10 protein-coding genes are annotated in these 13,515 nt (G+C 46.3%); 5 read left to right on the forward strand and 5 right to left on the reverse strand.

Annotated elements, in window-relative coordinates:
* Positions 1-16 precede the first annotated feature (16 nt).
* Positions 17-775: an ABC transporter ATP-binding protein gene (locus AC3ITG_RS27980; protein WP_489251967.1), complete on the forward strand. Its 759-nt coding sequence runs from the start codon at positions 17-19 to the stop codon at positions 773-775.
* A 12-nt stretch (positions 776-787) separates the two neighbouring features.
* Positions 788-3,181 (forward strand): ABC transporter permease, encoded by a 2,394-nt coding sequence (locus AC3ITG_RS27985; RefSeq protein ID WP_489251968.1) that lies wholly within the window; start codon positions 788-790, stop codon positions 3,179-3,181.
* Between the two features lie 56 nt (positions 3,182-3,237).
* Here the strand turns inward: AC3ITG_RS27985 and AC3ITG_RS27990 are convergent, their stop codons facing one another.
* The 5 genes from AC3ITG_RS27990 to AC3ITG_RS28010 all read right to left on the reverse strand — a co-directional run bounded on the left by AC3ITG_RS27990 (position 3,238) and on the right by AC3ITG_RS28010 (position 9,488).
* Positions 3,238-4,440, reverse strand: a complete 1,203-nt coding sequence (locus tag AC3ITG_RS27990; RefSeq protein WP_489251969.1) for a Ger(x)C family spore germination protein — start codon at positions 4,438-4,440, stop codon at positions 3,238-3,240.
* Positions 4,437-5,534, reverse strand: a complete 1,098-nt coding sequence (locus AC3ITG_RS27995; RefSeq protein WP_489251970.1) for a spore germination protein — start codon at positions 5,532-5,534, stop codon at positions 4,437-4,439. Before AC3ITG_RS27995 ends, AC3ITG_RS27990 begins: the two co-directional genes overlap by 4 nt.
* Positions 5,535-5,560: 26 nt before the next feature.
* A complete protein-coding gene (locus AC3ITG_RS28000; protein WP_489251971.1) occupies positions 5,561-7,255 on the reverse strand; it encodes a spore germination protein in 1,695 nt (564 codons plus the stop codon).
* Between the two features lie 148 nt (positions 7,256-7,403).
* Positions 7,404-8,354 carry a methyl-accepting chemotaxis protein gene (locus tag AC3ITG_RS28005; RefSeq protein WP_413373743.1) on the reverse strand — a complete coding sequence of 317 codons (951 nt, stop codon included), beginning with the start codon at positions 8,352-8,354 and terminating at the stop codon, positions 7,404-7,406.
* A 300-nt stretch (positions 8,355-8,654) separates the two neighbouring features.
* Complete coding sequence (locus AC3ITG_RS28010; RefSeq protein WP_413030600.1) at positions 8,655-9,488, reverse strand: MurR/RpiR family transcriptional regulator; 834 nt, start codon at positions 9,486-9,488, stop codon at positions 8,655-8,657.
* A gap of 439 nt (positions 9,489-9,927) precedes the next feature.
* Between AC3ITG_RS28010 and AC3ITG_RS28015 the strand changes: the two genes are divergently transcribed.
* Genes AC3ITG_RS28015 through AC3ITG_RS28025 form a run of 3 tightly spaced genes read left to right on the forward strand, consistent with a single transcriptional unit; the run spans position 9,928 to position 13,496 of the window.
* Positions 9,928-10,815 (forward strand): DUF8171 family membrane protein, encoded by an 888-nt coding sequence (locus AC3ITG_RS28015; RefSeq protein ID WP_489251972.1) that lies wholly within the window; start codon positions 9,928-9,930, stop codon positions 10,813-10,815.
* Positions 10,808-12,694, forward strand: coding sequence for an ABC transporter ATP-binding protein (locus AC3ITG_RS28020; protein WP_489251973.1), 1,887 nt, complete (start codon positions 10,808-10,810; stop codon positions 12,692-12,694). The genes AC3ITG_RS28015 and AC3ITG_RS28020 overlap by 8 nt, the downstream gene beginning before the upstream one ends.
* Positions 12,669-13,496: an energy-coupling factor transporter transmembrane component T family protein gene (locus AC3ITG_RS28025; RefSeq protein ID WP_489251974.1), complete on the forward strand. Its 828-nt coding sequence runs from the start codon at positions 12,669-12,671 to the stop codon at positions 13,494-13,496. The genes AC3ITG_RS28020 and AC3ITG_RS28025 overlap by 26 nt, the downstream gene beginning before the upstream one ends.
* Positions 13,497-13,515: the final 19 nt, after the last annotated feature.

Genomic DNA, 13,515 nt, shown 5'->3' on the forward strand with positions numbered 1-13,515 from the left:
TCGGGAGTGATCATACGTGGCGAAAAAAACCATCATTCGTGCACAGAATCTGTGCAAAACGTACAATACAGGCAGTGAACAATATCATGCCATTCGCAACGTCGATCTTGATATTTATGAAGGGGACTTCACGGTCATCATGGGCAATTCCGGCTCAGGCAAATCAACGCTACTCTATCTGTTGAGCGGGCTTGACCATGTCACGGCCGGCGAAGTCTATTTTCAGGATCAACGTATTGACGCCTTTAGTGAACGGGAAATGTCCGACTTCCGTATTCGTAGGATCGGATATATCTATCAGAGCATCAACCTGGTCCCTGACCTTTCCATCAAAGAAAATATCGCTTTACCGGGATATATTGCCGGAACTAAGAAAAACGAAGTACAAACAAGAGCCGCTCAACTAATGAATGCCATGGATATTGACGGTCAGCGTAATCGACTTCCTTCTCAAACTTCGGGAGGCCAGCAGCAAAGGGCTGCCATTGCACGTGCTCTAATCAATTCTCCAGATATTCTCTTTGCCGATGAACCAACTGGAAGCTTGAATTATGAGCATGGCAAAGCCGTGTTGGATATCTTGACGGATATCAACCAAAAAGGACAATCCGTTGTCATGGTTACACATGATATCAAGGCAGCCTGTAGAGCAGACCGGCTTATTTTCATCCGGGATGGTAAGGTTGGCGGCATTATGGAGTTTGAGAAATATGACGAACATCAGATCCAGGATCGGGAATCGATGGTCTTTGCTTTTGTGTCGGGGAAGGAGTAATCTATGGGTGCCATGTTGAAACTGAGCCTCTCCTACCTGCGCAGAAGTAAAATCCAAAACCTATTTATCGCTCTGCTGATTCTTCTTTCTACACTCCTTGTATCTACGGCGGTCATCATCCTGACCAACACAGGCAATCAATTTAAAGATATGCATGATCAAACCAATGGATCTCATCAGATTCTGACGTTTGAGAAAGGGTTGAATAATCCCAACGAAATACATCAATGGTGGGCTGCTCAGGAAGGAATCGAAGTATCTCCATTGCTGACCTATCGCACATTATCAGGTATCGCCTTTAAGGGTACGGATATTCCCAACGTTTATCTTTACATGCTCAACACCCCTCCACCCCCATGGGGTGTGGATGAACTCATTTTTTCAAACGGAACTTCAAGCGCTATTCCTGAGCAAGGTACGGTCTGGATTCCCACTTCATTGGCGAATGCCTACAATATCTCGGCAGGAGATACGATAGGCTTCAAGACAGGTTCCAGCACACTTGATCTGAAGGTATCCGGCATTGTGGTCGATGTGCCATATGGAGCCCCCTTCACCAACACAGCACGAGTATGGATGAATCCCACAGATTATCAAACGGATTTCGATTCAATCGCGGGTAAAGACAATTATATGATGGGTATCCATTTCGACGATTACAGCACCAATTCAAGCTATTGGGAACGTTATGCGAGCGAGATGGGAAATCCTTTCCTGGAAACCAAGATGGAGTTCGAGAGCATCTCCTCTTTCTATCTGATCATCAACCAAATCATTGGATTCATCATGATATTTCTAGGTATTGTTATGCTTGTAATCGCCCTTATTACTATCGGATTCACGATTTCGGATGCCATTCTGGCCAACTACAAAACGATCGGCATTCTCAAATCACTGGGTCTTACTTCAAGCAGAACCATAGGTACATATGTTATTCAGTATTCCTTACTATCCGTTATTGCCATTCTCCCAGGCATCGCACTGAGCGTGGTGGTATCGAAATTTATCATTAATATCTCCGTGTCTTCCCTCCAGGTAGGCAATCGTCATATTGTGATTAACGGAATTAGTGAAGCCATGTTAGTAGGTGTGTCCATGTTTTCACTGGTAATATTATTCGTCATTCTGTATGCCATAAAAACACGCAGCATTCAGCCGGTGCAGGCCATCCGCTATGGAATGTCAGAGACGGATCATGCTCGCATGGCAAACCGAATAAATTCGCCACTAGGTAACTGGATTGGTTTTGCCCAATTGCCTGTAGCCGTGGTCATCGGAATCCGCAATTTGATCAAGAACACCAAAAGTTCTGTTTTGATGCTGCTGCTGACCACAATGGCTTCTTCCGTACTGGTACTGGGGTATGTTCTATTGACCAGTATCACCGGAATTTATCAGACTGCCGCCCAATGGGGTTATGACAATAGCAATATCGCAGCTGTAGTTGTTAACAAAAATACATTTCCCCAGGCTGAGCTGAAGCACGTGTTAGAAAAGGATTCGAGGATTAGAAATGTGGGTTGGCAAGGAAATATTACCGGAGTAGTTAGTCCGGAGTCTTCATCAGAAATGCAGGGCCAATCCACCAGCCTATATCTGAGTGTACTCGACGGAAGTTATCAGGAGCTTGGGTTTGAGACGCTAAAAGGAGATAATCCTCGTCAAGCGAATGAAGTTGCCATTGGTGTAAGTGTCGCTAAGGCATTAAATAAAGAACTCGGTGACCTCATAGATCTTTACATTGAGGGAGAAAAACGCACATTCATCATCACCGGAATCTATCAGGCGATCGCGAACATGTCCGTATCAGGGCGGATTACCATCGATGCCATGAGAACGGTGAACCCTTCTTACGGTGATTTCGATGCCATTTTCATCAACTTAAAAGATCCAGCGCAAGCAGATACGATTGCAGGGGAATTAAATGAGCAATTCAAAGCTTCCGCTTCAGTCGTAACCCAAAAGACACTGCTCGATTCGGTCTATGCAGAAGCCGCTGACATCCTCATCTATCCCATGAGCTTGATTGGGCTATTATTTATCCTTGCTACATTCATCATTATTTTCAGTACCTGCCGAATCAGTATCCGTAAAGAGAGCAGAACGTACGGAATCTACAAATCCATTGGCATGACCTCCCGTCGTATTCGATTGTCGGTTGCCATGGGAATAACGATTTTGTCTGCCATTGGAGCGATACTGGGTACCGCAGTAGGTGTGTATGTACTACCTATGCTACTTGAGACGGTCCTTTCTGGATATGGCATCGTACATCTTCCGCTTATTTTAAATTGGGGAGGCATTATTCTGTTCGCTTGCCTAAGCATTGGCGCAGCAGCTCTTGGCTCCTGGTTCTCATCAAGAATTATTCGTGAAGCATCCCCACGTATGTTGGTCATTGAATAACGTAGGCAAAAGAATAACATTCTAAGAGGGGGAATTCGGACTTCCCCCTCATTTTTTTAATCCGTCGATGAACCGGAATCTTTAATATTCAACTTCACATCATATGTCACAGGAATTTGACTAAACGTTTCATCCCAATCTTTTTTCACTTTTTTCCACACCTTCGGATATTTGATCCGCAGCTCATCGCCAAATCCGGCTACTTCCACCCGATAGGTGTTCTGCATTTTGCTCATCACCTGCTGTATTTGTTCTTTGACCGTATCAGCAAACTGTACCTCCAGATCCTGAATGTACTTATCCGTTGAAGGGATCTCTGGAGAACTCCAATCTTCCATGAGTTGGCCCTCTGATTCAATCTTTACATGAAAAGAAATGTTATTGCCTTGGATTATTGGAGTAATCTTACTCTTGGTGGACTTGATTTCATACGTTACCGTATGTCCCTTAGGATGAGCGTACGATTTCACAGCTCCTTCTTGGGCCTCCCCTGTGATCCAGGACAATCCTTCAACCTCAATTTGGTTAAAGGAGCCGATCCACTTTTTCGTTTCTCCTTTATAGATCTCTGCCCCTGAAAATTTATGTTCCCCCTCAGCTGTAAGGACATTCTGCAGCAAAAAGCTTGCTCCTGATTGCATCTTCCCGTCAAGTTTCGCAAGAGATACAGGTGGAAGGATCTTATTGGAACGGTAGGAGTTAGCCACCACTCCCTTTAAATAAAAGGCTGGGATTTCCCCAGGCTCTATGGAGCTAAGAGCTTCTAGGGCTGTTCCATGGCTCACCAGAACAAGGGAACTGGGACGGATATCATTATCTCGCAAAATAAAATCAAGCAGCTGCTCCAGGCTATATTTCTTGGTCAACTCATGGGAAACAACAATGACTTTTAAATGATGACCAATGAGCGGACGGTCTCTTCTTAGAGCAAACTGACGAAAGATCTGAAACAGGGAATCTCCGGTTAAACTTTCATTCAAAAAAGACTGCCCCACGGAAGCACCGGCACTTTTTTGAGTTTCCTGTTTGGGCCCAATCCGTGGAACGATCTGTACTGTAGCTGTAAAATTGTTATTTTTGGGATAATGACCTCCTTGTTCATTAATACTCTTTTCAAATTTTGATTCATCAGCTACGTCCAATCCTAAACCCACATAAACACTTAGATCCTCGATTTCTTTACTGCTCCAACACCCTGAAGTAAACACTAGCAGCAACAACGTAAACAAAATGGTTAATTGTCTTCCGAACCTGCTCAATTGTGCTTTCCTCCTTTTTTTCGGATCATACTCAACAGCAGCAGCAATAGCGGTATGACACCAAACAAATAAATGGAAACATTTCCGACAGCATCGCCTAGTTTAAATGTGTCATTCGCATTCTCTGGTAGCATAGCAATGATGTAAATGATGGGAAGCAAAATAATCATAAATGACAGCAGTTTCTTCTTGAACAATTGCGAACATCCGAGAGCAGCAGCATAATGGGTAATGGTAGAAGTAGAGAAAATCTGCATAATCCAGATAACCAGCAACAAGGATTCGAATCGTTCAAAGACCAACCCTTCAATTTCAAAGCTGCGCATTAAGTCAAGGGTTGGCCACGTTCTTGTTTTCATGCCCTCAATAGACAAGCTGCCAATGACCATAACCAATGTGATGAGATAGATTCCCATAGGAATAAGGATTCCCCAGACCATGGCTTTCTTTCCCTTCTCCGGATTTTTCATAAAAGCCATAACTACAAACATGATTTCATAACCTGTATACGCAAGAGTCGTAGGCTTAAGTCCTTTAATAACAGGCATAATCCCCTCTCCCAGCACAGGTCTCAAATTATTGATTTCAAACAGATCGCTGCTCAGAAAAATGGCCAGCACAAAAAGTATAAGCGTAATGGGCAAAATGATCTCATACAAGCGAGCCATGGAGTTGACACCGCCTGAGATCAGATAAAAACCAATCCACATAAACACCATGACAATGGCCCATACCGGGGTTCCCTCCAATAAATATAAACCGGTGACATCAGCCATCACCCTGATTTCAAAGGCAGAGGTGATAATGAAATACACGATGATCGTTACTCCCAGAACATAAGCAATCCACTTTCCTGTAATTTCCTCAGTGAATTGGAAAACGGTCTTCCCTGGAAATCGTCGGCACAGAGTCACCAGGATTATACCCATCAACATAACTAACAGGCCGGACAATATAATTGAAATCCATACGTCAGGCGTATTGGCAGCCGTCACCGTGGTTCGAGGAAGCGTGAGAATTCCTGCACCCAACATGTAATTGATGATAAAGGCTGCGGCTTGAACTGTCGTCAGTTGGTCCTGTTTACGATTCATGGTTCACCTCCTGAATATCCATATGCCTACTTTTTGCGATCAGGGTCTTTCGGATGCATCATACTTGGACGCTGCTTCATCATTCCTAACGGTGCTCGAATAAAGAAATCTTTCCAATCCGACAGGCTGTAAGGCACAGCCGGAGTGACATAAGGTACTCCAAAGCTCTTTAACCGAACCAGATGACTGCAGAGCAACAAGAAAAACATGACTACCCCAAACAATCCATAGATCGCTGCACTGAACATTCCTATAAAGCGTAATATGCGCAGCGTTATCCCGGCACTATATGTAGGGATTGCGAACGAAGAAATGGCAGTAACTGCTACAACAATAACCAGAAACGGACTGACAATTCCGGCCTGTACTGCGGCATCCCCAATAATCAAACCACCTACGATGCCCATCGCCGGTCCAATTGGCTTGGGCAGACGAATGCCTGCTTCCCGCAAAATTTCAATGGAAGTTTCCATAATCAATGCCTCAATAATAGACGGGAAAGGCACACCTTGTCTGGTTTGAATAATGGTTAAAGCCAGCTTGGTCGGAATAAGACCCGGATGGAACGAGATAAAGGAGATATATAAAGCTGGTCCGAGCAGGGCAATCGTGGCCGCCAAGAAACGAAGCATACGCAGAAACGTCCCCGGAATCCAGCGCTCGTAATAATCTTCGGGAGATTGAAGCAGCATGCTGAAGGTCGACGGCACTATTAATGCAAATGGTGTTCCATCCAGTAAAATAGCTACACGTCCCTCTAACAACCCACTGACTACACGGTCGGGTCTCTCTGTATTCTGAACCTGTTGGAAAGGGCTCAGCTCATCATCTTCAATCAGTTGTTCCACATAACCGGATTCCAGCATGATATCCATGTCAAGGTTCTGGACTCGTTTTTCCACCTCGATGACAAGATCGGCATTGGCAATATCTTCAATATACGCAATAACCAGATCCCTCTTGACCCTAGTGCCCACCTGATGTTTGGTCATAAACAAGGCATTGTTGCCTCCGAATTGCCGTAGTATTCCGGTATTATCGCTTAACCGCTCGGTAAAACCGATCCTTGGCCCGCGAAGCAGTGCCTCCGATACCGGCTCTTCCAGACTGCGGCTTTTTCCCTTGGCTGAGCCAACAAGAAGAGCTCCAGTCATTCCTTCAATAAATAGAGCGTTTTTGCCGGTAAGAACCGCCCGCGCCGCTTGTTGCAACGTCTCCGCTTCCTGAACTTGACTAACAGGCAGCAGCTGACTTCTTACGTAAGCTTTGAGTTCATTTGCATCTCTCGGTTGTTCAAATATTCTCCGCTCTGTGTCGGGAACCCCCTTAATCATAAGGGGCGTGAACATGTGCGTATCGATCAGATCATGATCGACTAGCCCATCAACGTATATCACAGCCGCAGGCGTATTAGTTCCTCTTATCGTAAACTCCCGTATAAATACATCCGCATTCTGACCAAACGTTGCTTTTACACTAATCAGATCCTTAGCATAATCCCCGGTAAGCTGTATATTTGCGTAACTTCCAGTCTCTTCGTTTGAAGAAGAATTGGTCGATGCATCCTGATTTTGTTGATCTTTATTGGAAAAGGTCCCTTTCTTTAAGGATGATCGCAACCACTGGTACCCTTTCATATACAAAATCGGCAACAAAAACAATAAAAAGGCCTGTCCCCAAATAGGCCACTCCGGCAAATAAGAAAGTATTTTCGACCACATCCGGATCACCCCATTATCTAGACTTTCTTGGTAACATTGAGTATTGTTTCCCTGATTGCTCACAATAATTCCCGGTTTTTTCACAACAAAAAAAGCAGATGCCTCTATTGGCACCCGCTTCCCTACAGGGTTATGGAGTTTACCTTGTCTATACGATTTTGGTTACGTGCTGTGCCTTCTCATCCAGTAGATGTGCAGATGACGCGATGGTAGTAAAATCATTCAAAGCTACCTCGATCTGCTGCTGACTTCGCTCCACATATCCTTCAACCTTCTGTGTTCCGCCAGAAATGTTCGTAATCTCTTTCGTTATCCCATTCACACTATCCCGAATCTCATTAATGGAATTTTCGACCATGGCCGATAGTTTGCGTACTTCCTTGGCTACCACATCGAACCCGCGCCCATATTCGCCTGCATGTGCCGCTTCAATCGCAGCGTTCAGGGCCAAAAGCTGGGTCTGCGACGCAATTTCGCGAATCGTTTTAACAACTCCCTGGATAGAACGTGCCTGTTCTCGCAAATGGTTCAGTGTCGCTCGGTTGTGGGCGGAAACTTCAGATATATACGTGATACTGGACATCAGCTCACGGCTTCGCTCAATGCCGATATCAGCATGTTCGTTCAGATCATGTGACATCTTCTTCAGTTCGTTAACTACAGCTGAAATATTATTCTGACGGCTTGTAATGTTGGTAGCTATTTTGGACACACCCAATATATTCTGATTCAACTCATCATAGACGGGCATATATGTCGCCTCAAGCCATACGGGATTTCCCTTTGCATCCTTGCGTTCAACCTTGTCCTGGAAGCTGGTACCGTTAAATATACTGCTCCAAAACGCGTTATAGTCGGGGCTTTTCACGAATTCGTCGAAACAAAATTGCTCATGCTGCATGCCGTACATCTCAGCTACCGTATAGCCCATCGTCTGGGCAAAAACTTCATTCACATACGTAACCCGGCGATCCATATCGAATCGAATGATAGCCAGACTTTTCTCCATGGCCTTAATGACCAGCGCATCGGTGACAACATCTTTTTTTTCCACATCTAATATAGGCAAAGCGATCCCCACTCCCTGACTTCTTCCCATGATTAAACCGTTCTCATTCTGGCAGTTCCTGTTATAGTGCAATTATGTATCCAACTGAATAGAGACGACTCTATTATTGTATACTCCAATTGCAGTCAATTGGATCACTCCCAAATCAATTTTTAACAATTCGGTTTCGACTTTTTATACCCAATAAACTAACTGTCTAAACATTATAATTGATGAGCAAATGCTAACACAAAAAGGGACGGATTAACCGCCCCTAATTATGGGATAACATTCCATAGTTTTGATGTTATCAGTAGTCATCTCTGTGCATTAAGCTACCTATTTCATCCTTCAGCCTCGCGGCAATTTGTCTGCGTACCGACTGCGCAGATCAGCCAGCCGTTCCAGCTTGGACAGCGCACGGTCCTTCTGCATCAATCCCACCGCCAGCACCAGCTGCTCCATTAACAGGAGCGGAGTAACCATGGAATGAAATTCGCCAAGCTCCCCTCTGCTGACGTAAAAAGATACCTCCGTCGCCAAGCCATATAACAAGTCTTCCCGATCTGTTACAAGTACGGCTTTGCTGCCTGTATCTCTGGCATAATCCAGAATGACTTCTGCTTCAGGCAAGAGTCTTGTAAAACACATCAGCAGCACAACATCCTCCCGTTGCACGTGCATCAGTGATTCCAATAATTCATGACCACCTCCGGCGAGGTGGATGACCGTCAATCCGAATCGGGACAGCCGAAAGGACAATAATTCCGCCAAACCAGCGGAGGGCCCTGGAGCATATACATATGCTCTTCGTGCTTCTGCAAGGATGGCTGCTGCGTGCTCCAGATCTCCCTGCTTCATATGAGACAACGTCTCCTGCAAATGGCTGACAGAGGCCTCCAGTAACTGAACGGGAAGGCTGTCCGTATCCATGCGGGATATGGTTTTATTTAATTTGAGGGCAGGTGTAGTGTCTTCGGATGTACGAAGCCGGATTTTGAACGCTTTGGCATTGTCATATCCAACCGCACGCCAGAAACGGGATACGGTCGCAATACTGACCCCCAGCCTGTCGGCAATCTCCTGTTCCGTCATGAACAGAATCTCTTCCGGATTACGTTCAACAAAATCAGCAATTTTCAGATGGCCTGGTGACAGCTGTTCTTTATGAGTAAACAAATTCATTCCGTATGCACTCCTTTTCTATATAAATTGAACTAAAGAATATTTACACTTGCCACTTCGATGCCAGAACAACATTCCGATCGCTGTTATCCCCCAGATTTTTTTTGGATTCCCTTTTTTCAAAGGGGAAAATCCGGGGATAAAGGCGAAGCGTATGCTTCCGATGTAGCTTTCTTTCAGAAAGCTTTTAGCTCCGCTTCTTCAGGTTATTTCTGTCCTCTACGTTCTCGTGTAAATGTTTAGTTCAATTTATATAGCTCTGCACTCAGTATATCAGTTGAGAGAATAAGAAGTGGTTTATGTATGTAATATTTTTTTCATTAATTTTATAATGTGTAATAAAAATTACATTCGATTTACAAATCTCTTCTTTCCCGTTAATACTCTGCCCCTAGACTGTGGCTATGATGATCACCAACTTTCAGGGAGGTATGTATCGATGAAGAAGATGACTGAGCGTTATACGCTGACGTCTTCACAGAAAATGATGGTGTTTGTTCTTTCCATGTCACTGTACGGCTTGTCCAACATGTTCACAGAGCTTATTCCCAAGCTCCAGCTTGGACCGATTGAATTGTCTGTTGAATACTTTGCCTTCATTCCGTTAACCCTTTGCATTTTGTTCCATCCCTTGATTGCTGCCCTCGGTGCGGCTCTTGGCGAAGTGATCTTCGGTGAGCTGATGCTGGGGCAATTCGGCGGACTGGGCGAGCTGGAGAAATTCATTACCTTTTCCTTTGCCATGTATGTCGCAGGACGTATGGTCAGTGATCCTCGTAATCGCAGACAGGTTAGAGTCGCAGCTATGACAGGAGTCATCATTCATCAGTTCCTCAGTTCGCTGGTCGATATCGGTAAAGTGTGGATCGGTGTGGAGCAGCTGGAAGCAGTCCCTGGACTTGCGGAAAGCGTTGTACTGATCGAAGGGGTTGGCTTTCTAAATGACGTACTGTTCTCAGGTATCCTGTTCGCTCTGCTGCCTACGCTGTATCTCGTACCCCTGCTCTACGGCAAAATTGAACCGCTGCTCGGTATCAAACCTCGTAATCCAGGGATGAAATATGAAAGCATTGGCTTCTTCCGTCCGAAACTGGTCCTGATCGGTGTGCTGCTGCTTGCGCTCGCCTTTGGTGCGGAATCCCTGTCCGAAATGGACATCAACTTCGCTGTTTGGGAGACGGACTATGCAGATCAATATGGTTCGGCTTCAATATGGATTAGTATCGGAGCTGCTGCATTGGTTGCCGTGGTGACATTACTGATCATGCGCGCTAAACGGAGCAAAAACAAAACGGTACCCGGTACGGAGAACCGCCCTTATGCATAATGAAATTTCTTCTTCTACTTCTGTTTCCGCATCGGATTCTGCCATTTCCATTCAAAATGTCATCTTTACGTATCCTGGCTCGGAAGAGCCTGTCCTGAACGGAGCTTCGCTTGAACTCCCACGAGGCAGTTTTACAGCCATTATCGGGGGCAACGGTTGCGGCAAATCCACCTTGTGCAAGTTGTTCAATGGCCTCATCCCTCAATTCTACACAGGAGACTTCTCCGGTGAAGTCCATGTACTTGGCACGCCTGCCGAAGGCCGAAGTGTTGCAGACCTGTCCAGAAAGATCGGTTACGTCTATCAGGATTTCGATAACCAGCTCGTGCGGCCCACCGTCTTGGACGAGGCTTGCTTTGCACCACTCAATTACGGACTGCCCAACTATCGGGAGCTCGGTGAACGCGCACTTGCCATGTGTGGCCTGGATGCCATTCATAACCGATACATCTGGGAATTGAGTGGTGGGCAGAAACATCTGCTCGCTCTGGCCGGAGCTCTGTCGCTCGACCCGGATATCCTGATCGTGGATGAACCTGTCTCACAGCTTGACCCGCAGCATGCGAGACTCATCTATGAGTGCCTTTCGAGATTGAATACGGAATATGCCAAGACGATTATCGTCATCGAACACCATACTGAATTTATCGCCGACTTTTGCGCAGATGTGGTACTGATGGACAAAGGCCGGGTCTTGTGGAATCTTCCTGTTAGGGAAGGTTTGAATCGCATTGCGGATCTGGAGCGGCTTGGCATTCAGCCTCCTGAGGTGACACGTGCGGCTATTCAGGCTGCGGAGATATCGCAGGAACAAAAAACAAATGCTGACCCCTCAGGTTCAGGACAACGCTTCCCGATTACTGTGGAAGAAGCAAAAGTTTATTTTGCCGAGCATTACCCATCCATTCCATCCGGTTCTTTGCAAAATGAACCTTCATCCTATTCGATCTTGGCACACGACGTTCCCAATCTGATGGTAAATTCCGAGCGCCTAACGATTGCTTCCGCTGCTGAACCGTTGATCCCTATTGTACAGTTTCATCAAACTCGGCTACGTTACAGAGGACTGGGCAAAAAAGAACATGAAGTCATTCGTGGTGTTAATATTTCACTCCATGAAGGAGAACGGATTGCCTTGATTGGCAATAATGGTGCCGGCAAATCCTCCTTACTGAAGATGATGGCTGGCATTAGTCTACCTCAGGAAGGCAGTGTCAGTGTTCTGGGTGAAGTCACCCACCGTTCCTCTTTGGAGCAGCTGGCGGGGAAGGTCACCTATATCTTTCAGAACTCTTCCGATATGTTTATCGAGGACAGTGTACGCAAAGAAGTCGCGTATTTCCTGAAGAACCGTCGCATCCCCGAAGCTGACCAGCAAATTGCACATGTACTGGAGCGTTTCCGGCTTACTCCGCTGAAAGAGCGGGATGCCCGGCTTCTCAGTGGTGGACAACAGCGGCGTGTCACACTTGCCATCGGTGCAGCCATGAAGCCTTCACTTATGCTACTGGATGAGCCTACCGCCAATCTGGACCTCGCCACTCGCGAGGAACTGATAGGTGTACTCGATGAACTTGATCAGCATGTGCGAACAACCATCATTGCCACGCATGACATGCAGTTGGTTACTCAGTGGGCCAGTCGCGTTATCGTGCTTCACAATGGTCAGGTGGAAGCAGACGGCACACCTGCCGACGTGTTTGCCGATGAATCCCTTCTACGTCGCTCCGGACTTGCGCTTACACAGATCATGGAGCTCTCGCACCGGATGGGACTGCCGACACTTTCACCGACAACCGAGGCTTTTGTTGATAGCCTGTTGAATCAATCACTCACCAAGGAGGATATGCATCATGCAGCTTGTCCGCAACTGGTTTGACAAAATATCCATTGAACGCATTCAGCTTGAGCTGATGATTACTGTATATGGCAGCGGACATGCCAGCCTATCTCGGATTGATCCCCGTGCCATGCTGATCTGGTATCTCTTTTTTGCCATCGTTCCCTGGTTTGTTCATAACGGAACTGTTCTGCTCGGCATGTTTCTGTTGATGGTGACTACCACCATACTATCTAGAGCCGCTCCTTTTATCATTATCATTCTCTGCCTGGGGTTGGTCGGTCAAGTTGGATGGATGTTTATCATCTCGCTGTTCTTCGGGGGCAATCTGGAATCTGCATTCCCCCTGCTACTGCTTACCCTGAAGCTGTCGATCGTCTCGCTGGCGAGTATCACCGTCTTTTCGGGCATGGACCCGGAACGGATTGGCGATGGGTTGCTTGCGCTCGGCATGCCTGCCACGTTCTCCTTCAGCCTCTCTTATGCTTACCGCATATTGCCGGTGCTGTTCGGTGAATTCCGCAACATCATGCTGTCCTACAGACTGCGGGGTCAGGTTCCCTCCCGGCACGGATGGCTCTACTGGCGGCTCGTTGTCTACTATATGAAGCTGTTCATTGTGTCTTTCTTCCCGCTAATGCTGGCTACCGCCAAACGTTCCCGCACAACCGTGGAAGCACTGGAGACACGCGGTTTCTCGTACGGCATGAAACATCCCGAGTCCAAACGCCTGAAGCTCGCCCATCTGAAAATCACCTCACGTGACCTCGGATTTCTCGCCGGATCGGCAATCTATGTTGCACTGCTGTTCTGGCTTGGCGGGCATTACGAAATACTGTAATTCAACTCATTAACCATTC

The sequence above is a fragment of the Paenibacillus sp. GL_099_B genome (genome assembly GCF_057835695.1).